The 25,692-nt window shown below is 41.7% G+C and carries 30 protein-coding genes and 1 pseudogene; 12 read left to right on the top strand and 19 right to left on the bottom strand.

Annotation, left to right across the window (positions count from 1 at the left end; genetic code table 11):
• Positions 1-2: 2 nt before the first annotated feature.
• Positions 3-656 (top strand): annotated as a pseudogene (locus ACEN82_RS23940) (phosphatidylserine decarboxylase family protein); the annotation flags it as partial.
• Positions 657-1,487: 831 nt separating this feature from the next.
• On the opposite strand, the gene rplS reads toward ACEN82_RS23940, so the two are convergent.
• From rplS to ACEN82_RS23920, 4 genes are all read right to left on the bottom strand, one after another.
• A complete protein-coding gene (gene rplS / locus ACEN82_RS23935; protein WP_090532282.1) occupies positions 1,488-1,835 on the bottom strand; it encodes a 50S ribosomal protein L19 in 348 nt (115 codons plus the stop codon).
• Positions 1,836-2,026: 191 nt separating this feature from the next.
• Positions 2,027-2,272 (bottom strand): hypothetical protein, encoded by a 246-nt coding sequence (locus ACEN82_RS23930; RefSeq protein ID WP_413322116.1) that lies wholly within the window; start codon positions 2,270-2,272, stop codon positions 2,027-2,029.
• 5 nt (positions 2,273-2,277) lie between these two features.
• Entirely contained in the window at positions 2,278-2,769 is a 492-nt protein-coding gene (locus ACEN82_RS23925; protein WP_413322117.1) for a hypothetical protein, read from the bottom strand.
• 44 nt (positions 2,770-2,813) lie between these two features.
• Entirely contained in the window at positions 2,814-3,380 is a 567-nt protein-coding gene (locus tag ACEN82_RS23920) for an RNA polymerase sigma factor (RefSeq protein WP_413322118.1), read from the bottom strand.
• 165 nt (positions 3,381-3,545) lie between these two features.
• Here ACEN82_RS23920 and ACEN82_RS23915 point away from each other — a divergent pair, with 165 nt between their 5' ends.
• Positions 3,546-4,829, top strand: coding sequence for a glycosyltransferase family protein (locus tag ACEN82_RS23915; RefSeq protein WP_495644028.1), 1,284 nt, complete (start codon positions 3,546-3,548; stop codon positions 4,827-4,829).
• On the opposite strand, the gene trmD is transcribed toward ACEN82_RS23915, so the two are convergent.
• The 7 genes from trmD to ACEN82_RS23880 form a co-directional block, all read right to left on the bottom strand.
• On the bottom strand, positions 4,826-5,506 hold the full coding sequence (trmD, locus tag ACEN82_RS23910) for a tRNA (guanosine(37)-N1)-methyltransferase TrmD (RefSeq protein WP_091167128.1): 681 nt from the start codon (positions 5,504-5,506) through the stop codon (positions 4,826-4,828). The two genes, ACEN82_RS23915 and trmD, sit on opposite strands and share 4 nt — an antisense overlap.
• 106 nt (positions 5,507-5,612) lie before the next feature.
• Entirely contained in the window at positions 5,613-5,984 is a 372-nt protein-coding gene (locus tag ACEN82_RS23905) for a VOC family protein (protein WP_413323181.1), read from the bottom strand.
• Positions 5,985-6,136: 152 nt separating this feature from the next.
• Positions 6,137-6,526, bottom strand: a complete 390-nt coding sequence (locus tag ACEN82_RS23900) for a VOC family protein (RefSeq protein ID WP_413323182.1) — start codon at positions 6,524-6,526, stop codon at positions 6,137-6,139.
• Positions 6,527-6,542: 16 nt separating this feature from the next.
• Positions 6,543-6,743, bottom strand: coding sequence for a helix-turn-helix transcriptional regulator (locus ACEN82_RS23895; RefSeq protein WP_091209995.1), 201 nt, complete (start codon positions 6,741-6,743; stop codon positions 6,543-6,545).
• Positions 6,740-7,177: a hypothetical protein gene (locus tag ACEN82_RS23890; protein ID WP_091167136.1), complete on the bottom strand. Its 438-nt coding sequence runs from the start codon at positions 7,175-7,177 to the stop codon at positions 6,740-6,742. Before ACEN82_RS23890 ends, ACEN82_RS23895 begins: the two co-directional genes overlap by 4 nt.
• Before the next feature lie 159 nt (positions 7,178-7,336).
• Positions 7,337-7,864, bottom strand: coding sequence for a ribosome maturation factor RimM (gene rimM, locus ACEN82_RS23885; protein ID WP_495644027.1), 528 nt, complete (start codon positions 7,862-7,864; stop codon positions 7,337-7,339).
• A 123-nt stretch (positions 7,865-7,987) separates the two neighbouring features.
• Positions 7,988-8,506 (bottom strand): 30S ribosomal protein S16, encoded by a 519-nt coding sequence (locus ACEN82_RS23880; protein ID WP_413321855.1) that lies wholly within the window; start codon positions 8,504-8,506, stop codon positions 7,988-7,990.
• Between the two features lie 231 nt (positions 8,507-8,737).
• On the opposite strand from ACEN82_RS23880, the gene ACEN82_RS23875 reads away from it, so the two are divergent.
• Both ACEN82_RS23875 and ACEN82_RS23870 read left to right on the top strand, forming a co-directional pair.
• Entirely contained in the window at positions 8,738-9,274 is a 537-nt protein-coding gene (locus ACEN82_RS23875; protein WP_413321856.1) for a 5' nucleotidase, NT5C type, read from the top strand.
• A gap of 54 nt (positions 9,275-9,328) precedes the next feature.
• Positions 9,329-10,681 (top strand): PAS domain S-box protein, encoded by a 1,353-nt coding sequence (locus ACEN82_RS23870; RefSeq protein WP_413321857.1) that lies wholly within the window; start codon positions 9,329-9,331, stop codon positions 10,679-10,681.
• Between the two features lie 55 nt (positions 10,682-10,736).
• On the opposite strand, the gene pfkA is transcribed toward ACEN82_RS23870, so the two are convergent.
• The 4 genes from pfkA to ACEN82_RS23850 form a co-directional block, all read right to left on the bottom strand.
• Positions 10,737-11,714: a 6-phosphofructokinase gene (pfkA, locus tag ACEN82_RS23865; RefSeq protein WP_090532241.1), complete on the bottom strand. Its 978-nt coding sequence runs from the start codon at positions 11,712-11,714 to the stop codon at positions 10,737-10,739.
• Between the two features lie 145 nt (positions 11,715-11,859).
• Complete coding sequence (locus ACEN82_RS23860) at positions 11,860-13,620, bottom strand: protein-disulfide reductase DsbD family protein (RefSeq protein WP_413321858.1); 1,761 nt, start codon at positions 13,618-13,620, stop codon at positions 11,860-11,862.
• A gap of 19 nt (positions 13,621-13,639) precedes the next feature.
• The gene (locus ACEN82_RS23855; RefSeq protein ID WP_413321859.1) at positions 13,640-14,092 is read right to left on the bottom strand and encodes a protein-disulfide reductase DsbD domain-containing protein; all 453 of its coding nucleotides are present in this window, start codon (positions 14,090-14,092) and stop codon (positions 13,640-13,642) included.
• Positions 14,093-14,108: 16 nt separating this feature from the next.
• A complete protein-coding gene (locus tag ACEN82_RS23850) occupies positions 14,109-14,882 on the bottom strand; it encodes a biotin--[acetyl-CoA-carboxylase] ligase (RefSeq protein WP_413321860.1) in 774 nt (257 codons plus the stop codon).
• 47 nt (positions 14,883-14,929) lie between these two features.
• Here ACEN82_RS23850 and rsfS point away from each other — a divergent pair, with 47 nt between their 5' ends.
• The 3 genes from rsfS to ACEN82_RS23835 all read left to right on the top strand — a co-directional run bounded on the left by rsfS (position 14,930) and on the right by ACEN82_RS23835 (position 18,201).
• Positions 14,930-15,304 carry a ribosome silencing factor gene (gene rsfS / locus ACEN82_RS23845; protein WP_091167167.1) on the top strand — a complete coding sequence of 125 codons (375 nt, stop codon included), beginning with the start codon at positions 14,930-14,932 and terminating at the stop codon, positions 15,302-15,304.
• Between the two features lie 90 nt (positions 15,305-15,394).
• On the top strand, positions 15,395-17,506 hold the full coding sequence (gene ftsH, locus ACEN82_RS23840) for an ATP-dependent zinc metalloprotease FtsH (RefSeq protein ID WP_188833625.1): 2,112 nt from the start codon (positions 15,395-15,397) through the stop codon (positions 17,504-17,506).
• Between the two features lie 56 nt (positions 17,507-17,562).
• Positions 17,563-18,201, top strand: coding sequence for a LutC/YkgG family protein (locus ACEN82_RS23835; protein ID WP_091167171.1), 639 nt, complete (start codon positions 17,563-17,565; stop codon positions 18,199-18,201).
• A gap of 119 nt (positions 18,202-18,320) precedes the next feature.
• Here the strand turns inward: ACEN82_RS23835 and ACEN82_RS23830 are convergent, their stop codons facing one another.
• A complete protein-coding gene (locus ACEN82_RS23830; RefSeq protein ID WP_413321861.1) occupies positions 18,321-19,406 on the bottom strand; it encodes a metallophosphoesterase in 1,086 nt (361 codons plus the stop codon).
• Positions 19,407-19,556: 150 nt separating this feature from the next.
• Between ACEN82_RS23830 and ACEN82_RS23825 the strand changes: the two genes are divergently transcribed.
• The 5 genes from ACEN82_RS23825 to ACEN82_RS23805 all read left to right on the top strand — a co-directional run bounded on the left by ACEN82_RS23825 (position 19,557) and on the right by ACEN82_RS23805 (position 23,369).
• A complete protein-coding gene (locus ACEN82_RS23825) occupies positions 19,557-19,928 on the top strand; it encodes a hypothetical protein (protein ID WP_112653349.1) in 372 nt (123 codons plus the stop codon).
• A 667-nt stretch (positions 19,929-20,595) separates the two neighbouring features.
• A complete protein-coding gene (locus ACEN82_RS23820; protein WP_413321862.1) occupies positions 20,596-21,426 on the top strand; it encodes a sensor histidine kinase in 831 nt (276 codons plus the stop codon).
• Entirely contained in the window at positions 21,392-22,033 is a 642-nt protein-coding gene (locus ACEN82_RS23815; protein WP_413321863.1) for a response regulator, read from the top strand. Before ACEN82_RS23820 ends, ACEN82_RS23815 begins: the two co-directional genes overlap by 35 nt.
• 29 nt (positions 22,034-22,062) lie before the next feature.
• A complete protein-coding gene (locus ACEN82_RS23810) occupies positions 22,063-23,133 on the top strand; it encodes a PA0069 family radical SAM protein (protein WP_413321864.1) in 1,071 nt (356 codons plus the stop codon).
• A gap of 50 nt (positions 23,134-23,183) precedes the next feature.
• Complete coding sequence (locus ACEN82_RS23805; protein WP_413321865.1) at positions 23,184-23,369, top strand: hypothetical protein; 186 nt, start codon at positions 23,184-23,186, stop codon at positions 23,367-23,369.
• Here the strand turns inward: ACEN82_RS23805 and ACEN82_RS23800 are convergent.
• The 3 genes from ACEN82_RS23800 to ACEN82_RS23790 form a co-directional block, all read right to left on the bottom strand.
• A complete protein-coding gene (locus ACEN82_RS23800; RefSeq protein ID WP_413321866.1) occupies positions 23,362-23,748 on the bottom strand; it encodes a ribosomal maturation YjgA family protein in 387 nt (128 codons plus the stop codon). The genes ACEN82_RS23805 and ACEN82_RS23800 overlap by 8 nt on opposite strands.
• Before the next feature lie 82 nt (positions 23,749-23,830).
• On the bottom strand, positions 23,831-24,574 hold the full coding sequence (locus ACEN82_RS23795) for a zinc ribbon domain-containing protein (protein WP_090532210.1): 744 nt from the start codon (positions 24,572-24,574) through the stop codon (positions 23,831-23,833).
• Positions 24,574-25,671, bottom strand: a complete 1,098-nt coding sequence (locus ACEN82_RS23790; RefSeq protein ID WP_413321867.1) for a Nif3-like dinuclear metal center hexameric protein — start codon at positions 25,669-25,671, stop codon at positions 24,574-24,576. The genes ACEN82_RS23795 and ACEN82_RS23790 overlap by 1 nt, the downstream gene beginning before the upstream one ends.
• Positions 25,672-25,692: the final 21 nt, after the last annotated feature.

Here is a 25,692-nt window from a genome sequence, read left to right as displayed (position 1 = left end):
TAATGACCATACATAAAGAAGGCTATACCTCGCTCGCTATTACTATCCTGTTCATTTTTGTTTTAAATGCGCTCATCCAGTTTTACATGCCAACTGCGCATACGCTGAAATGGATAGTTTATATTTTTTCGGGTGCTTTATTTTTGATCATCCTACAGTTTTTCCGCAGTCCGTTCTTTGATATTGAAACCGCCGAAAATACTATCCTTTGCCCTGCCGATGGCAAGGTTGTAGTGATTGAAGAAACTGAAGAAACCGAATTTTTAAAAGATAAACGTATTCAATTATCGGTTTTCATGTCGCCGGTTAATGTGCACGTGAACCGTAACCCTATTGCAGGTGTGGTAAGTTATTTTAAATACCATAAAGGTAAATACCTGGTGGCCTGGCATCCTAAATCATCAACCGAGAATGAGCGTACTACCATAGCTATTGAAAACAGCAAAGGGGTAACTGTATTGTTCAGGCAGATAGCCGGTGCATTGGCGCGCCGCATAGTTTGGTATGTTAAACAAGGGGATATTGTTGAGCAGGGCCAGCAGTTCGGTTTTATTAAGTTTGGCTCGAGAGTGGATGTTTTCCTGCCGCTGGGCACTAAGATCCTGGTAAATATTGGCGATGTAGTAAAAGGCGGTCGTACCATTTTAGCCGAGCTGGTTGACGCTGAGCCTTTAAAAGAAGCTGCGAAACCTGATGCCATTGTTGTTCCCGAGCCGCCTGCAGCACCTGTTGAACCAGCTGTTTTGGTAGAGGAAACACCTACTATGAACAGCATTACTCCTGCTCCGTCATTGGTAGTTGATCATCCTGAGACAGCTGAAAATCCGGCAGTGGAAGAAAGCGCCGCAGAGAAACCTGTTAAGAAAAAAACAGCATCAAAAGCTAAAAAAGTTGATAGTGGTGATGCGGCAAAGGAAGCGGATAGCGAATAATTAGAATTTTATATTAAAAAAGCAGTTGGGTTATCCATCTGCTTTTTTTTGTGCCCGGATAGTTGCTTGTGCTATGAAATCTACATAAGCAAAACCTGTTGTCATTTCGACGAACAGGTGGAGGGTAAAGTAATGGGGCGAAAGAGAAATCTTCTACACCATGCTTTAACGTTTACAGTGGCTTAACAAGGTGTATAAGGTTTCTCTTTCGCCCCGTTGCGAATCCTTCCCTGCTCACTCGAAATGGCAATTTTATTTATTGGAATTAAAAACGCTGTCGCAGGTTTAGCGATAGCGTGACCCGTGATTCGGCATGATTGAAGCTTTCAGCTTCAGTGGCATCTTAAGCTGAAAGCTTCAGCCATGGTTCACCACGGGTTACAAACCCGCGGCGGTTTTATAGTTTACTTTGATAGCTTGCCTTTACCTTCGTATTTGAAAATCAACGGATTAAGAGGACCGTTTTTCAAAAACCATCACATAGCAAAAGGCCTTACCGAAATTATTTCAGAAAGGCCTTTTAATCTTTTATATACCGCTAAGCGGTTGGGTAAATTAAACGCGTTTTGATTTGATACGAGCTGCTTTACCAGTAAGGGCACGCAGGTAGTATAGTTTAGAACGACGAACTTTACCAACGCTGTTAACTTCGATCTTGTCGATGTTTGGAGAGTTAACAGGGAAGATACGCTCAACGCCAATGCCATTTGATACTTTACGCACAGTAAAAGTTTCGCTTACACCAACGCTGTTACGCTGAATAACAACACCTTGGTAAACCTGAACGCGTTCTTTATTTCCTTCTCTGATTTTATAGTGAACACTTACAGTATCACCAGCTTTGAAGGATGGAAGCTGCTTTTTTTCTACTGATTGCTCTTCAACAAATTTTACTAAATCCATGATTTTAAGCTCTTAATGCGATTTTTAGCCCGTAAAAATCGGATTGCAAGTATAGGGATTATTTTCAATAAAAGAAAGCCAAATTTAAAAATTTCCACATTTAGTTTTTTTATTAACAACGCGTTGTGGTTTTAATAGACTTACGAAGTTTTTAAAACTTCGTAAGTCTGGCCTAAGATTAAGGGAGGTCTTCATCTTTCTATAATTTCCGGTACTGGCCTCTTCTCTGTAAAGAAAGCGATAAGTGTATACACCAGCCCGATTAAAAGCAGGTTGAAGACAAAATTAATGAGCGTATCACTCACCGAATGCGAGCGTTTATCGATATCAATAAACGTAAAAACAGCATAAGCAAGTGCAATGATCAGTATGATCCAGCCAATAATGGATACAGGCAGGTAGATGATCCCTTTGCGGGTAAACCAGGTTAATTTCATGATGATTAGTTTTTGATGGAGATGTTTTCTGTCATGGCGAAATTGATGAACGCGAACACAATGGCAAGGCTGATGAGGATCAATACAATGTTCCACAGTTTTAACCTGATACTGATATTGAGCTCTTTTACTTTGCGCCTGTCGGGATCTATTGGCCGAACCTGTACATGAGTAATAGAAAGCAGGTTGATAACTATGCAAACAACAGGCAGTATGAACAATACCAGCGGGCCGATATAATCGATATAGGGCACTTTTTCCAGCTGTACCATCACGCTGAACATGGCACTAAACCAGTTTGCATTAATGTGGAAGTGATAATACATAAATACGCACAGCAAAAAGTAGCAGGGCACGATCACCAGCCACAATCCCAGGGCTGCCGAACGCCCGGCGTTCATGATGGCCATTTTCACCATGCCCTGGTGTTGGGATGGGTTTACATCGGGTACTTTTAAATTTTCCATTTGCTTTAAAAATTCGTCTTGATCTTTCATATTAATTACCCTTATAATGCATTAATTGATTTTGGTTGCAGCGGCTACAGCATATTTCTTAATTTCTCTAAGCCCCGCGAAAGCAACGATTTTACGGTGCCTTCATTTTTATCCAGGATCTCGCTGATCTCGGTATTTGTTTTCTGTTCAAAATATCTCAAAGAAATAACCTCCTGGTATTTAATATCAAGCTTAAGCAGGTTTTGACGGATCTGGTTGTAATCATTGTAAGCTTTCAGTTCCTGCTCCATCATCTCGCGCTCGTTGCCGGCATGGTCATGCAGCAGCTTTTCCATCTGCGGGTTTTCCAGCAGTTGCTGTAACGATTCCGGTTTGTATTTACTGCTGCGGTAATACTGATTAAGCTCATTGGTGGCAATGCGGTAAAGCCATGACGACAGGCCTATCCCCCTCCATTTAAATGAACCTATCTTCAAAAAAGCTTTTAGGAAAGTTTCGGCTGCGATATCCCTTGCCAGGTCATAATCCCCGCAGCGGCGCATAATGTAGCCGAATACCGGTTTATACCAACGATCGAACACCTGCCCGAAAGCAGCCGGGCTGGTTCGGCATTGTTCAATAAGCTGGCCTTCGGTATGGTTAGGGTTCATAGCTGCAACGCCACTATAATGCAGTGAGCATTATTTGGTTGCAATCTAATTTAAGGAAAAACACAGTATTAATATAACCGCGATGTTTTAACAAAGCGTTGAATTTTGAATAATTATATCCGGAGATAGGCTATAAATTGGTATCATTGATACATGCCATATCATATGCGTTTTAATGTAAAGCAAAATCCCTATTTCCTGTTTTCACCGTTCCTTGTTTATTACGTTTATCGTGTATTGAAATTTAAATATCCTGTGTTATATGGCGATGAGCCCAGGTACGTTGGTTTTGCATCCAACTTAATTCATGGTTTTTACTCGGCCCCCGCGCCTGATATTAATTTGTGGAGCGGTCCGGGTTATCCTGTTGTACTTATGCCTTGTGCCGCTTTGCATTTACCGGTTATTTGGTATCCCTTATTAAACGCGCTTTTCTTTTACCTGTCGGTCGTGTTTTTGTATCAGGCCCTGCGCTATCTGGTTAAGGAAAAGCTTGCCATGTTATTTGCCATTATATGGGCATTTTATATTAATCTTTACCAGTTTTTGCCCGCTATTTATACTGAAGTTTTTACTTCATTTTTAATAGTAAGTATTGTATACAGCGTCACCTTGTATTTTGTGAAGCATAAAACAATATACCTTGTACTTTCAGGTTTTCTGATTGGTTTCCTGGCCTTAACCAAAATCATTTTCGGTTATGTAATATTGCTTTGTTTGATTATCTGTTTGCTGTTAAGTATCATAAAGGCGATAAGAATATCTTGTATTAATGCGGTATATATCTTCGCTATAGCCTTGCTTACTACAGTGCCTTACCTTTCTTATACCCAACACCTTAGCGGAAAGATTTTTTACTGGGGAAATTCCGGAGGGATGAGTTTGTACTGGATGAGTTCGCCTTATGATTTGGAATATGGCGATTGGAAGGCTCCCTATCTGTCTAACTCAATACTCCCGATGCCGTTTAAATCAACCGAAGGCGATTCGCTGCTGCAAGCAAATCATGCCAAAGAGATATCTTTTATCATGGCGCATCAAGGTGTTGAGCAGGATGAACTTTTTAAAAAAGCGGCAATCAGGAATATTAAATCCGCACCTAAAAAATTTGTAAAAAATTACTTCTACAACATCTCGCGAATGCTTTTTGATTTTCCTTATTCATATACCTACCAGGTTACTCAAACAGTAAGCAACATTATCACAGGATCCTTGCTTTTGTGGGCTTCCGTTATATGTTTAGTTATAAGTGTAATTAACCGAAAGCAGATCATCTATCCGGTTAAACTAACAATGCTGCTTTTTACGGTTTACTTTTTGCTTAGCGGCTTTGCAAGTGCTTACGTGAGGCAATTGGATGTTGTGGTGCCGATACTGCTTTTTTGGATAGCCTGTACTATTGATAAACTTCCAAAAATGAGCCTTAAGTTTAAAGAAGCGGCTGTTTAATCTTTATCCAAAAGATCCGGCCGTCGTGCTTTTGTACGCTCTAATGCCTGCTCATGGCGCCATTTTTCTATTTCGGGCGTGTTGCCTCCTAAAAGTATTTCGGGGACCTTGTGCCCGTTCCAGTCGGCCGGACGGGTATAAACAGGGGCATCCAGCAGGTCATCCTGGAAAGAATCGGACAGTGCGGATGTTTCATCACTCAGCACGCCGGGGATAAGCCTCACTACGGCATCAACCAATACGGCGGCGGGCAGTTCCCCGCCCGAAAGTACGTAATCGCCTATCGAGATCTCGCGGGTAACGTAAATGTCGCGGATGCGTTGATCGATACCTTTGTAATGACCGCAAAGGATAATGATGTTTTTTTTGATGGAAAGCTGGTTGGCAATAGCCTGGTTGAGGGTTTCGCCATCGGGCGACATGAAGATGATCTCGTCATAATCACGCTCTGATTTTAGTTTTTCAATACATGCCGCAAAAGGTGGAATGGTCATCACCATACCGCTGCCGCCACCGTAAGGATAATCATCCACGCTTTTTTGCTTGTTGGTGGCATAATCCCTCAGGTTATGAACAACAATTTCAGAAATCCCCTTTTTCTGCGCACGCTGCAAAATAGAATGTGCAAAAGGGCTTTCAAGCAAACCGGGCAATACAGAGATGATATCGAAACGCATATTTTCTTCAGACTCAGGATAAAAGAATCAGGATGCAAGATTACTGAAAAATGTCCTCTCTCCGAAATTGTCTTGATTCCTGAGTCTTGCAATCTTGCTTCTATGACTATCCTCTATGCTGATAAATTCCCCATAAATTACCCGCCGGGTCAGTAAAATGTGCGGTAATTTCCGGGAAATCCTTACCAATGGGTTGAACAATGATACCTCCGTTAGCTTCTATCAGTTTAAGTGTTGCTTCTGCATTATCAACCATAATGGAGATCAGTAACCCTGCTTTGCCCATCGGTTCGCGACCGGTTACCCACATGCCGCTTACTTCGCCTACGCCGTCATCAAACGAGGCGGAGCCGTGATTATCCGTACGGATGTGCCAGCCGAAAACAGTTTCAAAAAACTTTGAGGATATGCTGATATCAGTAGCTGGAATCTCGATATAACATATTTTGCCATTGCCGTAGGTGGGTTGCTTTGCCATGGGGTTATTGGGTTAAAGTTTTAAAATCTACGCAAAAATTATGTCATTGCGAGGAGGAACGACGTGGCAATCGCATGCTATACAGGGCGGCTATGCTTCCGTGCGGTTGCCACGCTTCGCTCGCAATGACATGGTTTATAAAAGTATTTTGTTTAAATAACCTTCTCAATCATCCATCGATGCCCGAAAGGGTCAATAAAGTCACCCTGGCGGTAACCATAGTCCCAGTCCGTTACTTCCGAAGCTATTGTTGCGCCTGCCTGCCTCGCAGCTTCCATTACCGCATGTACATCATCAACAAAAAGACCGATGGTAACGCTGGTAGCCTTTGTAGTATCGGGACAAAGCACAGCCGTTCGTTCGGTTTCTTCATGCAGGTGAAAAATAGTTCCGTCTATCGAAAGCTCCGATACATGGATGCTGCCATCATCATTGCTAAAACGCCTGAGTTCTACCGCGCCCAAAGCTTTAATGTAAAAGCTGATATCGGTTACACCATGCGGAATGGTTAACTGCGGTGCGAAGCTTGGTTTTGTTGCCATGGTTATATTGGTTTAATTAATCCTCGTCGTCTAACGAAAAAATGTCCTCAACAGGTTTGCCAAATACGCGGGCTATTTTAAGGGCCAGCACGGTTGATGGCACATACCTGTTGCTTTCGATGGTATTGATGGTTTGCCGCGACACCCCGATAAGCTCTGCAAGCTCGGCCTGGGTTATGTTTTTGATGGCCCGCTCAACCCTGATGTTATTTTTCATGCCTGCCCCTCTTCCTTATTGATGAGGCGGTTGTTCTGAAAAATCTTCCACCTGAAACGCACAATGAAAAACACAAGCGGTACCAATAAATTTAAAAACAAAATATGTTCGGTGTCTTTACTTAATATTAAACTCACCACCAAAAGTATATAATTTACATAAATAGCCCACTGCAATGAATCGAGCCGGAGTTTAAAGATCTGTTCGTCTTCAATGCGTTCTTTTGCGAAAGCGATAAAGAATAAACCTATGGCCATGAGCAGTGTGGTAGTCATGAAAAAGATATGATGGCTGTTAAACAGGTCGTCGCTTACAGGTTCTTCATGCATGCTAAAGCCCATCTCTTTTTTAAACATTACGATGGGGATATGGATCAGGAACAGCGCAAGCCCCAGGTACCTGAACCAGTGTGGGAATAGAAAACGTGATTTCATAATTGTAAAGTTTGGCTTACCAAAAGTAAAATAAACTTTACAAATGTCAAATATTTTTGACAAATATTTTTTAAAATTCCGTTAAATAAAAAATGCCCGTGAGGGGACACGGGCATGGGGGAATCTTATTCTTTAATCTAAAAGTCTTTACTCTCAAACTTATCCTTCCAGGTAAATATCCAGCAACCCTTCGGGCAGGTCAATGTAAATCTCACCGCCTTCAACATCAATACCTTTAATGATCTCTAAGTTAAGCGGGAAAAGTACTTCCTTATTTTTGTATTGAACCGTGGCTATCAATTGCTGCGGATATTCCTGCACCGATAATATTTCGCCCAGTTCACCGTGGGTTTCATCTATCGCGATAAAGCCTTCCACGTCATTCAGGGTAAACTCGTTCTTTTTCTTTTTGGGCTTTAGCTTAGCGGGCAGGTAGATATCCCGCTTTACCAGGGTTGATGCTTTTTCAATGGTATCAACATCTTCCAGGTTTAAGTAGGCGTTGTTTTTTTGCAGGTACTTTATTGATGATACAAAATAAGGGATCATTTTACCCGCAATGTCAATAAACACCGCGTTAAATTTAATGGCTTCAATGCCATCAAAATCAACGTAGATCTGTAGTTCGCCTTTTAAGCCTTTGGTTTTTAGTACGCTGCCTATCCTGAAATGCTCTTCGGTTTTCATTTAAAAATATAATTAAACAATAATGGCGAAGCTGTTTGCCTCGCCATTATTCGGATTTAAGAAATCAAACGTATAGATTCAAGATAAATTACTTTTCCTGCGTTCTGTACGCTCTCTTCAAAATTATTCTGCGCTTTCAGCTTCTGGTGCTGCATCTTCTGCAGGAGCTTCTTCTTCGGCAACAGGAGCGTTTTTAGCAGCAATAGCAGCAGCTTTTTCTTCGCTCTTTTTAGCTTCAGCAGCTAAAGCGGCTTTGCGGGCTTCGTCTTTAGCAACGTTAAGGCTGGTTTTTTTACCGGTGATTTTGCCTTCTTTCTGGTCAAGCCACTCAGCAAATTTGGTTTCTACCTGCTCTTCGGTTAAAGCACCTTTTTTAACACCACCTTGTAAGTGTTTTTTGTACAGCACACCTTTGTATGAAAGGATAGCACGACAAGTATCGGTAGGCTGGGCACCGTTGTTAACCCAATCTAAAGTTTTGTCGAAATTGATGTCAATAGTTGCGGGGTTGGTGTTTGGGTTGTATGAACCTAAACGCTCAATGAAGCGTCCATCACGTGGAGCGCGTGAGTCTGCTACTACGATATAATAAAAAGGTTTGCCTTTTTTACCGTGTCTTTGTAGTCTGATCTTAGTTGCCATTGTAAATTTTTATGTATTCAACATTATCCCCGGAGTTCTTTCTGCGGGGATGCAAAGGTATTAATTTTTATCATAATTAAAAATGGTTGATAATTAATTATTTATGGTTGAAGTGAATGGCTGATTGGGTTGACTGGTGAATGGTTGTTTTTGTAGGACATAGTTTGGTTTATTTAGCTGTTTTTAAAACTTAACATTGCAATAATTTAAAAAAATCGGAACTTACCCGCCATGAGCATTAACAGAAAAATACGGATAGCTATTGATATGGATGAAGTTATTGCCGATACCATTGGCAAATTCATCAGTACGTATAAAGAAAGGCATGGCGAAGAAATAAGCCTGGGCAATATGGAAGGTAAGGAGTTTAGGGAGATCCTGCCGCCGCACTTAAGCGAAACTTTGCGGGTTTATATTAATGAACGGGGCTTTTTCAGGGATATCCCGGTAATGGCGGATGCACAGGAAGTAGTAAAGGCCCTGCACGAAAAGTACGATGTGTACATAGCATCGGCCGCTATGGAGTTCAAGTACTCGCTGGAGGATAAGCAGGAATGGCTGGAAGAACATTTTCCATTTATTTCGTGGACAAACATTATTTTTTGCGGGCACAAGATTTTGGACGTGGATATCATGATAGATGACCGGATCAAAAACTTCACCACGTTTAATGGCCGGAAGATCCTGTATACCTCACCGCATAACATGCTGCTTACCGACTATGAGCGGGTAAATACCTGGAAGGAAGTTGCAGCGAAATTATTGTAGTTGTTTGTTTATCATGTAAATAGCCATATCTTTAAGTATTCACAGCTTGTTTATATGTTTAACCCAAACCCGGCTGCAACCGGAAATTGTACAATTGTTTTTGATATCGATGAACAGAAATACCTGTTTGTAAGTGAAAGCTTTTACAGCCTTTTTGAAATAGGCGCTGATCATCTTCGTCAAAATGTTGATTTTTTGATTGGATTGGTAAAGCCCGAAACGTTTGCCGGTGTAAAGCAACTTACTGAAGGGCTTGCTATGAACGAGTCGATCCAAATAACTTATCACCTGGAGGCCAGCCAAAAGCAGCTAACCGAAAAACGGACATTTGCTACTGATGGGCTCACCGGTCATAAAATTATATTAAGTAACATTACCTCTGCCCTGGAAGGTGTACGTACCCCGATCCCTTTTATCAAACCCGGGCTAAGCGAGCAGTTTCTCAATTCGCTTATTGATTCGCAAACAAATTTCCTGGTACGGATAGATATTAATGGCAGATTTAGCTTTGCTAACCGCAGGTTTTTTAAAACCTTCGGTTATGATGAGGCTGACATAATAGGTCATCACTTTTCCAAAACAACCATTCCGGAAGATGCGCAGCTGTGCCAGGAGGCTTTTGTGGAATGTATTAATAATCCCGGCAAGATCGTCAGGCTCGCTCACAAAAAGCCTGCTAAAAATGGGAACCTGCATGATACCGAATGGGAGTTTGTATCCATCGCCGACGATAACGGAATGGTAGTTGAAATACAGGGCATAGGCAGGGACATTACATCTCAAATGCAAATGCGGGAAGAGGCTTTGCATATGAAAGACAGCCTTGAAGCATTGATCAATAATACCCGTGACCATATCTGGTCGGTTGATAAGGAGTTGCGTTATTTGTACATGAACCAGGCCTATGTTGAGCAGGTGACTCATTTAACGGGCCAAAAACCTTTTAAAGGTGAATACTCCTATAAACATCAGGGCTTTGGCAAGCAATTAATTGACGATTGGACTGTTTACTATAACCGTGCTTTAAGCGGAGAACGGTATGATATTATCAGTGAAAGCATCGATCCGGTAAATGGGCAGCGTTTGTATTATGAAGTTAATTTTAATCCTATTTACACCGCTGCAGGCGATATAATAGGTGCAGGTTGTTTTGGTCATGATATTACCGAAAGGCTCAAAATACAGAAAGAACTCGTGAGCCAGAACGATCGTTTAAGAAATGTTGCTTCTTTAAGCTCGCACGAGCTGCGCCGGCCTGTGGCAAGCATGCTTGGGCTTATCAGCTTAATGGACCATGAAGATTTTTTTAATCCTGAAAACAAGGAGATCATAGCGCACCTGTTTACTGTGAGTGCTGAAATTGATACAGCGATAAGGCTTGTTGTTGACAGTACTATTGCCAAATAAAATAGCCCCGGCTTGATTAAGGCGGGGCTGTTTTTATTTATCGTTTTAGCTTAAATTACATAGAAAGCATTTCAACCAGTTTAATCATGTTTGGATCAATGCCCTGGTGGTGTTTAATAGCATGCTCAAACGGGGTATAAGCAATTTCACCATTGATGAGGCCTATCATTTCATTGCGGTGCCCATCTCTCAAAGCTTCAACTGCAGCAGCGCCAACACGGCTTGCCAATACCCTGTCCATACAGCTTGGTGCTCCGCCGCGTTGTATGTGACCTAAAATAGAGATCCGGGTATCATAATTAGGGAACTTTTCCTGCACTAACCTGCCCACTTCAAACGCGCCGCCCGCATCTTCACCCTCTGCAACAATTACTATACGCGATGTTTTATCTTTACGGCCAAATTCAAGGCGGTTTAACAAACCTTCGAGCCCGGTTTTGCTTTCGGGAATCAGGATAGCCTCGGCACCGGTAGCAATACCGGTACGTAAAGCGATAAGGCCCGAGTCGCGGCCCATTACTTCAACAATAAATAAACGGTCGTGTGATTCTGCAGTATCCCTGATCTTGTCAACGGCGTCAACAACAGTGTTAATGGCGGTATCGTAACCAATGGTAAAATCGGTGCCTACAAGGTCATTGTCAATTGTACCTGGTAGGCCAACCACCGGAATATCATATTCGCTGCCAAAAACTTTAGCGCCGGTAAAAGTACCATCGCCGCCAATGGCTACCAATGCGTCAACTTTATTTTTTACCAGGTGCTCATATGCTGCCTTACGACCTTCGGGGGTTCTGAACTCATCACACCTTGCAGTTTTAAGGATTGTACCACCACGCTGGATAATGTTTGAAACGGATTTACGATTCATGGTAAAAAAATCACCTTTGCCCATGCCGTCGTAACCACGGCGGATCCCCGTGACTTCAATTCCGTAATACATGGCGGCACGTACCACCGCCCTTATGGCAGCATTCATTCCGGGGGCATCACCACCCGAAGTAAAAACGCCGATATTTTTGATCTGAGTCATTTTTTTGTTTTGTTATGAACAGGCTAACCTATTCATAACTAATTAGGGTTGTAAATATTGTTCATTATTCAAACGCCGCGCCTAACCAATAAAACGCGGAATTTGAATTTTGCGCGAATTTACACTTATTTTTTGAACCCGATCTCTATTTTTTGTAAGCAGCTATGCCACTATCCAAAAATTTGAGGTAGCTGGCAATATCATAATTTGCAGGTGATGTAGGGATCTCGGCACCCGACGCATCCTTAAGCAAGTTACCATCACTATTAAGCATAACATATAATGGCTGCGAATTGGAGTTGAAGCGCTGTGCCTCCAGGTTGCTCCATTTACCGCCAAGCGTTGTGATCTTTTTACCGCTGTAATCTGATACAAACTGTTCGGCAACAGGCAATTCGGCTTTGTCATCAACAACCAGCTGCAGCAGCACAAAATCATTTTTAATGCGGCTAAAAACCTGCGGATCTGACCATACGTTGGCTTCCATTTTACGGCAGTTAACACAGTTAAAGCCTGTAAAATCAATCAATATCGGTTTATGCAGGGCTTTTGAAACCTGTAAAGCCTGATCATAATCATACCATGCATCTAAACCTTTGGTTTTAATGCGGGTGTAATTTGCAGCATATTTACGTTCGCCAATACTTGCGGGTATAGCAGCCGATGGAGCTGCTGCCGACGAGGAATCAGAACCATCAGGAATAGCTGAGAGGTTAAAATCCTGGGTAGCCTCCGGAGGTAAAAACGCGCTTATTGATTTTAAAGGTGCTCCCCACAATCCCGGTATCATGTAAATAACAAACGCGAAAGTAATTATAGCCAGGAATGTACGCGGGATACTTAGATATTTAACATCGCTGTCATGCGAAAATTTGATCTTGCCGATCAGGTAAAGCCCGATCAGTAAGCCAATGGCTATCCAAAGCGACAAAAATATCTCCCGGTCAAACCAGTTCCAGTGATAAGCCAAATCAACGTTTGATAAAAACTTCAAAGCAAATGCAAGCTCAAGGAAACCCAATACAATTTTAACGCTATTAAGCCATCCGCCCGATTTAGGCAGGGTTTTCAGTGCTGAAGGAAATAAAGCGAATATGGTGAAAGGCAGTGCTAAAGCCAGAGAAAAGCCGAACATACCCATTGCCGGGCCAAGGCGATCACCTTTTGAGGCCGCATCAACCAGCAATGTTCCTATAATAGGGCCTGTACAGGAAAACGAAACAACAACCAATGTTGAAGCCATAAAGAAGATCCCTGCAAGACCGCCTTTATCCGAATTTGCATCCAGCTTATTAGCCAGCGAACTTGGTAGTGTGATTTCAAATGCGCCCAAAAAGGAAATACCAAATACAATGAGCAGCAAAAAGAAGAAAATATTAAATATACCGTTCGTTGCCAGTTCATTAAGTGCATCCGAGCCAAAAATGATGGAGATCAGCAAGCCTAACGTAACGTAAATTACAATGATTGATACCCCATAGATAAGCGATTGCATAACGGCTTTGCTCTTGCTGCCGCTTTTTTTGGTGAAAAAGCTTACGGTTAAGGGGAGTAAAGGATAAATACATGGCAAAATTACCGCGGTGAAACCGCCAAGTAACCCCTCAATAAAGATTTGCCAAAGTGATTTTGGCTTTTCTGCTGTTTTTGAAGCAGCAGCAGGCGCTTTTGATGTCTTTGCCGCTTCTGTCTTTTTTACCGAATCGGCTTGCTTTTTCCTGATAGCTAAGCTATCGGCAGCGGTGGGGATATCTGTAAATGTAACATCGGCAGCTGATACCGAAGTATCGGCTGCTTTTTTTTGCACAGCATAAGCCGGGTTTGCCCCGGCTATGTTAAAGATGATGAGGGTAATTAATGTGATAAGCCCGGCGCGCAGGTAAGCACCTTTATTTAATAATTTCATGACTGTTACGGATGCTGAATTATTTACCTAAAGGGATAGTGAAATCAACATCTTCTGGTGGCAGGCATTTCATATCGTTACAGGTCATGTAGGTTAGTTTGCCTGTAATTGCTGTTGCTTTGGGTGATTTTAAACTGATTTTTTGGCTAAAAACAACTTCCTTTTCAAAGTAGCTAACATTCATGCTGAATGATTTTTCATACTTGGTTACCGGGGTAGGCTCAGTAGTTTTGCCAACAGCAGCATATAATTTTGATGGAGCAAAATCAAATGAAGTTTTTATTGGGCCGCCGTCTTTTACGGTTTGTGAATAAATGTGCCAGCCGTTTTGTATGGTTGCTTTTAAAAATACAACAGCTTCTTTGTCATTTACCTTTTTTGCCGCGTATGACCACCTCACAGGCGATTCGATCTGAGCGTAAGCGCCAACGCTGATGATAAGCGCGGTTACCAATACCAATAGTTTCTTCATTTGTTTGTTACGGTTATTATTTATTTAAAAATTTCAATTCTTTGAGGTTAAACTCCATTTGTTGCCCGTTAGTATCTTCAATAAGCAATAAGCCATTTGGCAGTACATTTTTTACAATGCCATTGAATACCCTGCCGTTTGACTCAAAACTTTTAACCTCGTTTAACCAGTATAGCCGGCTTAAGTAAGTATTCCTTACAAAATCAATTTGCCCGGCTTTCAGTTTAAGATAGTATACCTCAACGTATTTGCAAATTTCCGATAATAACAGGGTTAAATCATAATCCTTTTGTAAGATTTGTTTTACAGAGGTGGCATTTGAGGCGCCGGGTGGAAAATTTTCCTGGTTTATATTTAAACCAATGCCAATAACCGAGTCTTTGAGCTGCCCGCCCTGTATAGTATTTTCGATGAGCATGCCACCCAGCTTCCTGTCGGCATAGTAAATGTCATTAGGCCATTTTATTTTTAGCTCATCACCTAATAATAGATGCAGGGCATCATACACCCCTAAACTTACCGCGCGGTTCAAATCAAACTGGGCATCAACAGGTAAAAAATGGGGTTTTAATAAAAGGCTGAACGTAAGGTTTTTTCCGGGTTCGCTATGCCAGGTATTTTGTTGCTGGCCCCGGCCGGCGTATTGCTCTTCTGCCATAATGACCGTACCTTCGGGTACTGGCTTGGAATTTGACAGTAGTTTTTTAAGAAAACTATTTGTTGAGTCAACTTGTTTAATTGTTACTAAATTTTGACCAACAAATAATCCTGAAAATATGTTATTTTGCAAAGTGTAATAATTTTATACTCAAAAACGTTCAAAACTAATTCTTTTTGATGGTAAAAAACAAAGTGTTAAGTGAATCTGCCTATATTTCAGAGCTGGCAATACATGGTATCCAGGAAAAAAAAGGCAACGATATTATTAGGTTAGACCTTCGTAATATATTCAGTTCAGTAGCAGATTATTTCGTGATCTGTCATGCTGATTCGTCGACACAGGTAAAAGCTATAGCAAATAGCATTGAGGATGAAATTTTCAAAGCCACCCAAGCCGAGCCCTGGCGCAAAGAGGGAATTGAGCATGGTGAGTGGATACTGCTTGATTATGTGGATGTTGTGATCCACGTGTTCAGGACCGATAAACGTGAGTTTTATGGTGTGGAAGATTTGTGGGGCGATGCAGATATTAAATATTATAAAAGTGCATAAACATCCGTCACAAAAAGGCTCAACGCATAGTCTTACTGTTACCGCGTAAAATTTAAATTATAGATTGTAAGTTTGAGCTCGTTAAAAGAAATGAAAGATATTAAAGATTCTAAATCAGAAAATCCAAGACCTATCCGTAAAATTGTGAACAAGAAGCCCTCACCAAAGCCGCCTAAATTCAATATCATGTGGTTATATGGTATTGTTATTCTGGCTTTTTTATTGATCCCGGCCTTGTTAAACGGCGGATCGGGCAAACCGGTTACTTTCCAGGAGTTTGAAGCCAACATGCTGCGCACCAACGATGTTCAGAAAATTGTAGCTTATAAAAGCGGTGACCTGGTAATGGCCGATGTTTACATTAAACAGCAAAGTTTGTCAAAACCATATTTTGTTAATAACACCTCTAAAGAAAAAAACTTTTTTAATACCAGTACCAACAGCGGTCCGCAGTTTACTTTTACAGATGCCTCTTATGAAAGCCTGAAAAAGTCTATCGCCGATGCTCAAAAAGATGTACCTGATGATCAAAAAGTGTCATTACAATTTGAACAGGGACATGAAAGCCTGTTATCAAACTGGTTGGTACAAGGTGTTATCATGGTGATATTGTTTGCCGGCGTGTGGATCTTTATCATGCGCAGGATGAGCGGTGGTTCGGGCGGTGGTCCGGGCGGCCAGATCTTTAACATAGGTAAATCAAAAGCTACCCTGTTTGATAAAGAAGCCCAGGTAACCGTTACATTTAATGATGTTGCCGGTTTGGAAGAAGCCAAACAGGAAGTAATGGAAATTGTTGATTTCCTTAAAAACCCTAAGAAGTATACTAACCTGGGTGGTAAAATTCCTAAAGGCGCGCTGTTGGTAGGCTCGCCGGGTACCGGTAAAACCTTATTGGCCAAAGCTGTTGCAGGCGAAGCTCAGGTGCCTTTCTTCTCCCTTTCAGGATCAGACTTTGTGGAGATGTTTGTAGGTGTAGGTGCATCACGTGTACGCGATTTGTTCCGCCAGGCTAAAGACAAAGCTCCTTGTATCATATTTATTGATGAAATTGATGCTATCGGCCGTGCCCGTGGTAAAAACAATATCGTAGGCGGTAATGATGAGCGCGAAAACACCCTGAACCAATTACTGGTTGAAATGGATGGTTTCGGTACCGATTCGGGTATCATCATCTTGGCTGCAACTAACCGCCCTGATGTACTGGATTCAGCGTTATTGCGTCCGGGACGTTTTGACAGGCAGGTATCTATCGATAAACCGGATTTGATTGGTCGTGAGCAAATTTTCAAAGTTCACCTGAAACCAATTAAATTATCTGATGGTGTTGATGCCAAGAAATTATCTGCACAAACCCCTGGTTTTGCCGGTGCTGAAATTGCCAACGTTTGTAATGAGGCTGCGCTGATTGCCGCCCGAAAAAATAAAGAGTCGGTTGATATGACCGATTTCCAGGATGCTATCGACCGTGTTATCGGTGGTTTAGAGAAGAAAAACAAAATCATCTCTCCTGAAGAGAAACGCATTGTTGCTTACCACGAAGCTGGTCACGCCATTGCTGGTTGGTTTCTGGAACATGCGGATCCATTGGTTAAGGTATCAATTGTGCCTCGTGGTGTCGCCGCGTTAGGTTATGCCCAATATCTGCCAAAAGAGCAGTTTTTGTACACTACCGAGCAATTGCTTGACGAAATGAGTGTATCTATGGGCGGTCGTGTTGCGGAGGATATCGTTTTCGGTAAAATTTCTACCGGTGCACTGAGCGATTTGGAGCGTATCACCAAACTTGCTTATGCCATGACCAAAATTTATGGTATGAACGATAGTGTTGGTAATGTATCATTCTATGATCCGCAGGGCGAGTACCAGTTTAACAAACCGTACTCAGATACTACTGCCGAAATGATTGACGCTGAAGTACGAAAGCTGGTTGATGTGGTTTATCAAAAAACCAAAGACTTGCTGAATGCTAAACGTGATGGCCTTGAAAAGATAGCTCAGAAACTATTGGAAAAAGAAGTTCTTTTCCAAAGCGATCTGGAAGAAATTTTGGGTAAGCGTCCGTTTGACGAGCGCACAACTTATGATAAGTTTGTAAACGGTGAAGCCGCGTTAAATCCGGATGTGGATAACAATGCTATTCCAGACTCGCTGACTAATCCTGAACTTTCAAGAATAGAAAGCGAAGATCCGAAACTTTAATTTTTAAATTATAATACAAAGCCACCGGCAAAGCTGGTGGCTTTTCTTTTTTAGCCATGAGGGATATCACTACATCAAAAGAAAAACTGCTTAAAAAAATCAGGAAAGCACTTTTGGAGAAAAGGGATAACCCATACCCTCAACTGGAAGACCAGCCCCTTTATCCTGCAACGGATGAAATGCCCGAGGTAGTCTTCGCCGAACAGTTTACCAACGTAGCAGGCCAGTTTGTTTTTTGTGAGGATGAGCTGCAATTTATTGAAAATCTGCTTACCCTTGCCGAAGAACGTAAATGGCACAAAATTTACTGCTGGGAACCTAAGTTGCAGGAGATCCTGAACCAGTTTGAATACCCGCACTACGAAACTGATAAAGATTTTGAACAAGCCGAAGTTGGGTTTACCCTTTGCGAGGCTTTGATTGCCCGTAACGGCAGTATTTTACTTTCAAACGGTAACATGGCTGGCAGAAGGTTAAGCATCTATCCATCGGTGCATATTGTGCTGGCTTATACTTCGCAAATGGTTATGGACTTGAAAGATGGTTTTAAACTTATCAAAACCAAATATGGCAACCAGCTGCCATCTATGATCAGCACGGTAACCGGCCCAAGCCGTACCGCTGACATTGAGAAAACACTGGTATTAGGCGCTCACGGCCCTAAAGAGCTTTTTGTTTTTATGCTGGAAGGCTGATCGCTGATTTTTTTGATTACGATGATTTCGTTGATTTTTTCTTTTTAGGATTACACCGATTGATTTTTTGATTTCTCCGATTGAGGTTAGCCTGTTGTCTTTCGCCTTTTACCTCGGTCTTAAAACAATTCCTCTAATCTACACGCCTCCAATATTATCCTTTCGCTTTGATTTTGTGCGTTGTATTCCCATTTAATTAAGCGTATTTGACCATCGGCTATTTCGATGCCTGTTATATCGCCATCATCGTAGCAACAGCAGCCGCTATTGAAATAGCTTGGGTCGCATGCACTAAAATCGGGAGCCACATCACCTTTCACTTGCCGGTTAACGATCTGTTTATTTAGCTCATCGGCCAGTTTATCGTTTCCTGCTTTCCTTGCTTTCGCTATATCGTTATACAGTTTTTCGAGGTGGGTTAATGACCTGAATACCGGCTGATGTGTGTGCCCGGTTATCAGCAGCGTGTTTTTTTGTCTCTGGCTCCATTCATACATAATGCGGTTATGATCTGTTTTGAGCAAGTCGTTATTTGCCGGGGTATTAATATTAACCTTCAGATATGCCTGGAAAGGTGCCCATACATTGGATACAAACCATTTACTGAACCAGTTGCCATCGCTTTGCAAATCGCCCTGGTGGCCATGCGTCATGAATATATTTAGTGGTTTACCATTAACTGTTGTTTGTAGTACAGCTCCTTCATAGATCTTAATTACTTCATCATAAATTTGCTTTAATCCAACTGCCGCTAAAGGGTCATTGTCCCAAAACAGATCATGATTGCCAAATATTTTCATGAATTCTTTACGTTGTATGAACCGCCTCTCGCTTTCAAATGTGGCTTTGTTATGCTTTTTTATGGTGATGAACAGATTTTCCCAAAGCTCCTCGCTATCACCAAGATTGATGTAGAAAAACTGTTGGCTGTAGTAATAATCAAGTGCTGTAAGGTAGTTCTTCTCGGCAAGGGCGAAGATGTCCATGTCATCACGCGCGCCTTTATGTTGATCGGACAGGATAATGAATTTACCTTTTTCTGCATCGAAAGGTATTAAAAGGCCTTTTTTACCCGACCCGGTTAGCAGGCTTTTGTATAACCGGTTCAATGATCTGTTAACCCGCTTCTTATCCGGTCGTGACGAGAGCCTGTCGGCCAACCGGGCAACCGGCTTGGTTAACAGTTTTTGTAAAAACTTGCGCATGACTTTTTAACGTATGATATAGTGTATTGTGTTGTAAGTTGACAGTTACTTTTACCGTGTTTAAACGGGATATAATACAGTGAAATAACGGATAGGTTGTTTTATTATAATTAGTTAGATTAGGCCTGATTTAAAGACACCCTAAATTATATGGAACCTATTGACTTAAAAACAGCCAGAGAAATGGTAGCCCGCTATAAGCAAACCCGAAAAGCGGTTATTGACAAACATCATGAGGTTAATGATACGGAATCGACATGGCTCCCGATAGACAAACTGAAGGAGTTTATTAATAATCTGCCGCCGGAAGCTACTGGAGTGAGGATACATTTTGGAGTGCACGATGCGGATCATAAAGATGCACCGCATCAAACATCGGTTGCCATAGTTGGTACAGTGGCAGGGAAAGGTGTGGATCAGCATATAGATGCTATACAGAGTGATGATGTGGCAAGCCTGGCGGTAAGTGGGTTAGCTGCTTTAAAATCAAGTAAGGATTGCCCGCCAACATGTCAATCCTGATAAATTTGTAAGCTGCATGAATGCTATTATATATTATTTTAGCGTTCATGCTTGATTCCCTTTATTATGTGATGTTTGTAGTGGCTTTTATATGCTGTATATTCACATATAAGTCGCTTGACAAAAATTTTAAATGGTTTTTGCCTTTCTTAGCTTTTGGGGTATTTTATAATTATCCGGCTATTTTTCAACTGCTTATTATTAACCATACCAATGCTTGGTGTAATAACTTCAATGACATACTGGAGTTTATTTGTTATACAATGTTCATCATGTCATTTGATGATCGGACAAAACGAAAAAAGTTTGTATATATAGCTGCGGGTGTTATTGTTGGGTTAACACTTATTGATATATTTTTCATTCAGGGTTTCTGGCATAGAGCAACTATCGCGATAGTTATACAGAATATATTTGGCCTTTGGCTTGTTTGTGATTATTACTACAGATTATTGAATGATGATAATGACGAATACATAGAATTAATATCACACCCCCCGTTTTTGGCGATAACGGGGATTTTTTTCTATTATTTGGCAATGACATTTTATTACTCTTGTTTCAGCTTCATGGTGTATAAAAACAATTATCATTTTTATCTGATAGCAATGACATTGTTAGATCTTAACTCATTAATGCTATACGGCCTATTTTCATTTTCCTTTATATGCTTTTTCAGGAAGAACAATTTATCCTCATAATAATAGCGGGTACTGCTTTATTGCTTCTGTTAGGGGTGTTCATGGTTAGCTTTATGCTCATGTACCAAAAAAAGCAGAACAAAAACCTGCTTGAGCGCGAAAACCTAAAGGCCTCATTTAAGCAGGAAATGCTTAAAACGCAGATAGAGATTCAGGAGCAAACGCTTAACGATATAAGTCGTGAGATCCATGATAACATTACACAGGTTTTGTCATTTGTAAAATTGAACCTGGGCCTGCTTAACAATAGCCTTGATGACGAAAAAAAAGCCCGTGTAAATGAGAACCGCGAACTGGTTTCGCAAACCATTAACGATTTGAGGCACCTTTCAAAAAGCATGAGTTTTGAGCATATCAGCTCACAGGGACTTATAAAAACGCTTGAAACCGAAACCGAACGTTTAACCCGCAGCGGTATCATCAATGTTATTTTTGATGTTGAAGGTGATGTATATAGTTTAGGCGAGCAGCGCGAACTGGTGATATTCCGGATCTTCCAGGAAGCGGTAAATAATACCCTGAAATACGCTAAGGCAGCTAACCTTAAAATCGGTTTGTATTATACTTCACAAATGTTTAATTTGCTCATCGAAGATGATGGTGCTGGTTTCAATGCCGAAAAGGTTGATAATAAGGGCGGTTCGGGATTGCGGAATATTGAAAACAGGGCAGCTTTAGTAGGCGCGGACGTAATTATTGCCAGCTCGCCTGGTAAGGGTTGCCAGATAAAATTGTCGTTCAATCCCCTGGTACAACAAATTTATGCTAAAGGAACCCATTCAAATAGCCTTAGTTGATGATCATAAACTCTTCAGGAGCGGTATGGCTGCTCTTGTCACCAATTTTAAAAGATACAACATACTATTTGAGGCCGCAAACGGGCAGGAACTGATAAATACCATAAACAACGGCACTGTTCCGGATATTGTTTTGCTGGATATCAGCATGCCCGTTATGGATGGGGTTGAGGCTGCACAGGTGCTACGGGCGAAACATCCCGGCGTAAAAATCATCATATTATCGATGTTCGAGGATGCCGAAAAGGTATTGGTCATGGTAAAAATGGGTGTAAAAGGCTATCTGCTTAAAGATTCGGAACCGCATGAAGTTGAAGACGCCCTTTTGAAAGTTGCGCAGGGAGAGCTTTATTACCCCGAGTTTGTAACCCGTCATCTGATCACTAACTTTAACAGTAAGTTAGAAAACATAAAGCTTAATCCCCGCGAGATCGAGTTCCTTCGTCTTACCGGTACCGAGCTTACTTATAAAGAAATTGCCGAAACCATGAACATCAGCGTGCGCACCGTTGATAGCTATCGCGACCAGCTTTTTGAAAAACTCCAGATCAAAAGCCGCGTAGGGCTGGTTTTATACAGCATAAAAAATAAACTGATTGAATTGTAATTTGCTAATAAAATTAGCAAATTTGTTCGATGTCACATGAGGAAAATCCGGATTTTTTTAAAGGACGAGGGGCGCAGGTAAATACGCACAATAAGTTTCTGAAAAACAAGTATGTACTTGATCATATCGAAGGCATTGACGAGCCTTTGCTTGAAAATAGCAACACGCAGCTTTTTGAAGAAACGCCAAAGAAAATAGTAAGCGAATCCAACAGTCCTGATTTGAGCCATATGTACTCCATAAACCCCTACCAGGGTTGCGAGCATGGCTGCATTTACTGTTATGCCCGTAACAGCCATGAATATTACGGTTTTAGTGCCGGGCTCGATTTTGAACGCAAGATCATTATTAAACCCAATGCCCCCCAGCTGCTTGAGCAATATTTCAACAAAAAAAATTATAAGCCGGTTTGCATCATGCTATCAGGCAATACGGATTGTTATCAGCCTGTTGAACGTAAACTCGGGATAACGCAAAAACTACTGGAAGTTTTTTGGAAGTATAAAAACCCGGTAAGTATCATCACCAAAAACAACGTTATACTGCGGGATATAGATTTGCTTACAGATATGGCCAGGCTGAACCTGGTGCATGTAAATGTTTCTATTACCTCGCTTAACGAGCAGCTGCGTCAAAAACTGGAGCCACGTACAGTGACTGCAACGGGTAGATTGGCAGTGGTTCAAAAGCTTTCGGAAAAAGGCATCCCGGTACGGGTAATGGCGGCGCCTATCATCCCCGGGTTAAACAGTAATGAGGTGCCCAATATCATTAAAGCCGCGGCCGACAGAGGCGCTTTAGCCGCCGGTTTTACCATGGTCAGGCTCAACGGCAGTATAGCCGAAATCTTTAGCGACTGGATCTATAAGGCTTTTCCAGATCGCGCCGAAAAGGTACTGAATATGATCCGCTCGACGCATGACGGCAAGTTGAATGATAGCGATTACGGTCGCCGGATGAGCGGTGACGGTAAAGTAGCCGAATCTATTCACCAGATGTTTAAAATGGCCTGTAAGCGCTTTATGGGCGACAGGCAGATGCCAGAATATGATTATAGTTTATTTGTACCAAGGAAAGGGAAACAGACGAGTATGTTTTGATATTATTTAATGAGTTTGATTTTTTGTAAACTTGATAAAAGTGTATAGCAATGGTACTAATACTAAAAAAAGGAGCATCGAAAGAAGAGATAAGGGCTATTGAGCAAAAAATTTATAAAAAAGCTCCGGTTACTGGTTTTGATGCAAAAAAGTATAACGGCATAATTTCCTTAAACGAGAAGGCTGCGGCTATCCAAACCAAGCTTAGAAATGAATGGGAAAGAGAATTTAGCTAATAGCTGTTTTATGCAATTCTTTTGAGAAATAAGCGTCCACCCCTACGCCTATCCCCACCCCAATAACATAACACAACAAATCGCTCCATAAAAAGCCCTCGCCTAAAACGAGCCTGCCAAACAAGGTATGCCTCAGGTCATTTATCCAGGGCGCTTTATAAAGCTGGCTAAACTCTATCACGAAGCAAAACGCCAACGCAGCTACAACAGTAAACATAAGGGGCTTGCTAATAAACAGGAACCGCATGATAAAGTAAACCATCGTAGCCCATAAGATGTCGCCTATGAATAAAGGGATGAATTTAAAATGGCGGGATAACAAACCGAGGATAATGGTTGCTATTGTTAATATCAAATAGGTTATCCGGCTTTTAGGCATGGAATAAATATCGGCTAAATAAACGCAACAAAAAAGGCACCCGCCGGGTGCCTTTGATATATTTAATTTTATAAATGGTTGCTTATGCTTCTTCAGCTTCTAAAGCCATTTGCTCGTCAACAAGGATCCGTCCGCAATGCTCGCAAACGATGATCTTTTTGCGCTGACGAATATCTGACTGGCGCTGAGGCGGGATTTGGTTAAAGCAACCAGAGCATGAATCACGTTGGATAGTTACAACTGCAAGACCGTTTTTTGCGTTTTGACGTAAACGGGTGTAAGCAGTTAATAAACGCTCTTCGATGTTGTCCATAGCTTTTGCAGCCTGGGCATTCAACTCGGTTTCTTCTTTTTCAGTTTCGGCAGTAATGGTGCCTAATTCTTCTTTCTTGGCGTCAAGGTCGGCCTGGCGGGCTTCCAAATCGGCCAATGCTTTTTCGTAAACCTGGGTTTTGTTGGTGATTTCGAAGCCGTATTCGCGGATCTTCTTTTCGCTCACCTGTATATCTAAGCCCTGGATCTCAATCTCTTTTGAGATTGCATCATATTCGCGGTTGTTTTTAACCTCGTTAAGCTGGCCTTCGTATTTTTTGATGTTTGCCTGAGCTTCTTTGATCAGGTTTTTACGGGTAACTATGTCATCTTCCACATCGTCAAGTTCACCTTTGATCTTTTGGATGCGGGTTTCAAGGCCTGCAACGTCGTCCTCAAGGTCGGCAACTTCCATTGGCAATTCGCCCCTTACCTGGCGGATCCTGTCAATCTTGGTGTGGATAGTTTGTAGCTCGTATAAAGCTTTAAGCTTTTGTTCTACGGTTTGTTCCATTAAATAAAATATTTGACGGGGTTTGTATTTACTTCTGTTAAACGGACGGCAAAGATAGGGAATTTTTTTCTAATTATTTCATACAATAATTGCTGCGTAAATTGTTCACTCTCAAAGTGTCCGATATCTGCAATAACTATCTTTCCTTCGGCATCAAAAAACTCATGATACTTGTAATCGGCCGTGATAAAAACGTCGGCTCCTGCGGCTATGGCATGCTTTAGCAAAAAGCCTCCCGAACCGCCGCACACAGCTACCTTTTTAACGTGTTTGCCCAATAATTTAGTATGCCGTATCACATGTGTGCGCATCTTATCCTTTACATGAAACAGGAAACTTTCTTCATTAAACGGCATTTCCAGCTCGCCTATCATACCCGAGCCTACCTGCTGGTGCTGGTTGGTTAAATTGTAAAGATCATAAGCAACTTCTTCATACGGATGGGCCAGGATCAGCGCCATCAGGATCTTGCTCTCCAAATTGGCCGGATACACCGTTTCAATGCGGATCTCATTTTCCTTGTGGCGTTTGCCAATTTCGCCCACATAAGGGGTTGCGGCATCATTGCCTTTAAATGTCCCTGTTCCCTCTGCATTAAAACTAACCTCGCTGTAATTACCAATATTGCCTGCACCTGCTGCAAACAAAGCATCGCGTACAGTGTCGGCATGGCTTAAAGGAACATACGTAACCAGTTTTTTGATCAGGTTATGTTTGGGCAGCAGTATGCGGCTGTTTTTTAAACCTAAAGTTTCACAAATGCGGGCATTAACGCCGGTCATGATGCTATCCAAATTGGTGTGAATAGCGTATATAGCAATACCTTTACGGATAGCTTTTTCAACCACCCGTTCCACATAGGTTTTGCCGTTGAATTTTTTTAACCCCTTGAAAACGATAGGGTGGTGCGATATGATCACCTGGCAGCCGGTAGCAATAGCCTCATCAACCACAGCTTCGGTACAGTCAAGCGAGATCAGGGCCTGGCTTACCTCCTGCTCCGGGTTGCCAACTATCAGGCCAGAATTGTCGTAATCTTCCTGGTAATTAAGTGGTGCGAGGCTTTCAAGGTAAGCGGTTAGGACAGATAGTTTCATATATACAATTAAAGCTAATCT

It is taken from the genome of Mucilaginibacter sp. Mucisp73, assembly GCF_059491465.1.
This window is presented reverse-complemented; position numbering and strand designations above follow the sequence as displayed.

Coding starts and splice junctions, on each gene's coding strand:
- ACEN82_RS23870 (WP_413321857.1), top strand. CDS start 9,329: ATGTTTAACCCAAACCCGGCTGCAACCGGAAATTGTACAATTGTTTTT.
- rplS (WP_090532282.1), bottom strand. CDS start 1,835: ATGGATTTAGTAAAATTTGTTGAAGAGCAATCAGTAGAAAAAAAGCAG.
- ACEN82_RS23825 (WP_112653349.1), top strand. CDS start 19,557: ATGGAACCTATTGACTTAAAAACAGCCAGAGAAATGGTAGCCCGCTAT.
- ACEN82_RS23800 (WP_413321866.1), bottom strand. CDS start 23,748: ATGCCTAAAAGCCGGATAACCTATTTGATATTAACAATAGCAACCATT.
- ACEN82_RS23930 (WP_413322116.1), bottom strand. CDS start 2,272: ATGAAATTAACCTGGTTTACCCGCAAAGGGATCATCTACCTGCCTGTA.
- trmD (WP_091167128.1), bottom strand. CDS start 5,506: ATGCGTTTCGATATCATCTCTGTATTGCCCGGTTTGCTTGAAAGCCCT.
- ACEN82_RS23855 (WP_413321859.1), bottom strand. CDS start 14,092: ATGAAGAAACTATTGGTATTGGTAACCGCGCTTATCATCAGCGTTGGC.
- ACEN82_RS23815 (WP_413321863.1), top strand. CDS start 21,392: ATGCTAAAGGAACCCATTCAAATAGCCTTAGTTGATGATCATAAACTC.
- ACEN82_RS23875 (WP_413321856.1), top strand. CDS start 8,738: ATGAGCATTAACAGAAAAATACGGATAGCTATTGATATGGATGAAGTT.
- rimM (WP_495644027.1), bottom strand. CDS start 7,864: ATGAAAACCGAAGAGCATTTCAGGATAGGCAGCGTACTAAAAACCAAA.
- ACEN82_RS23795 (WP_090532210.1), bottom strand. CDS start 24,574: ATGGAACAAACCGTAGAACAAAAGCTTAAAGCTTTATACGAGCTACAA.
- ACEN82_RS23805 (WP_413321865.1), top strand. CDS start 23,184: ATGGTACTAATACTAAAAAAAGGAGCATCGAAAGAAGAGATAAGGGCT.
- ACEN82_RS23895 (WP_091209995.1), bottom strand. CDS start 6,743: ATGAAAAATAACATCAGGGTTGAGCGGGCCATCAAAAACATAACCCAG.
- ACEN82_RS23830 (WP_413321861.1), bottom strand. CDS start 19,406: ATGCGCAAGTTTTTACAAAAACTGTTAACCAAGCCGGTTGCCCGGTTG.
- ACEN82_RS23835 (WP_091167171.1), top strand. CDS start 17,563: ATGAGGGATATCACTACATCAAAAGAAAAACTGCTTAAAAAAATCAGG.
- ACEN82_RS23810 (WP_413321864.1), top strand. CDS start 22,063: ATGTCACATGAGGAAAATCCGGATTTTTTTAAAGGACGAGGGGCGCAG.
- ACEN82_RS23860 (WP_413321858.1), bottom strand. CDS start 13,620: ATGAAATTATTAAATAAAGGTGCTTACCTGCGCGCCGGGCTTATCACA.
- rsfS (WP_091167167.1), top strand. CDS start 14,930: ATGGTAAAAAACAAAGTGTTAAGTGAATCTGCCTATATTTCAGAGCTG.
- ACEN82_RS23925 (WP_413322117.1), bottom strand. CDS start 2,769: ATGAAAGATCAAGACGAATTTTTAAAGCAAATGGAAAATTTAAAAGTA.
- ACEN82_RS23900 (WP_413323182.1), bottom strand. CDS start 6,526: ATGGCAACAAAACCAAGCTTCGCACCGCAGTTAACCATTCCGCATGGT.
- pfkA (WP_090532241.1), bottom strand. CDS start 11,714: ATGACTCAGATCAAAAATATCGGCGTTTTTACTTCGGGTGGTGATGCC.
- ACEN82_RS23905 (WP_413323181.1), bottom strand. CDS start 5,984: ATGGCAAAGCAACCCACCTACGGCAATGGCAAAATATGTTATATCGAG.
- ftsH (WP_188833625.1), top strand. CDS start 15,395: ATGAAAGATATTAAAGATTCTAAATCAGAAAATCCAAGACCTATCCGT.
- ACEN82_RS23880 (WP_413321855.1), bottom strand. CDS start 8,506: ATGGCAACTAAGATCAGACTACAAAGACACGGTAAAAAAGGCAAACCT.
- ACEN82_RS23790 (WP_413321867.1), bottom strand. CDS start 25,671: ATGAAACTATCTGTCCTAACCGCTTACCTTGAAAGCCTCGCACCACTT.
- ACEN82_RS23915 (WP_495644028.1), top strand. CDS start 3,546: ATGCGTTTTAATGTAAAGCAAAATCCCTATTTCCTGTTTTCACCGTTC.
- ACEN82_RS23920 (WP_413322118.1), bottom strand. CDS start 3,380: ATGAACCCTAACCATACCGAAGGCCAGCTTATTGAACAATGCCGAACC.
- ACEN82_RS23820 (WP_413321862.1), top strand. CDS start 20,596: ATGCTTTTTCAGGAAGAACAATTTATCCTCATAATAATAGCGGGTACT.
- ACEN82_RS23890 (WP_091167136.1), bottom strand. CDS start 7,177: ATGAAATCACGTTTTCTATTCCCACACTGGTTCAGGTACCTGGGGCTT.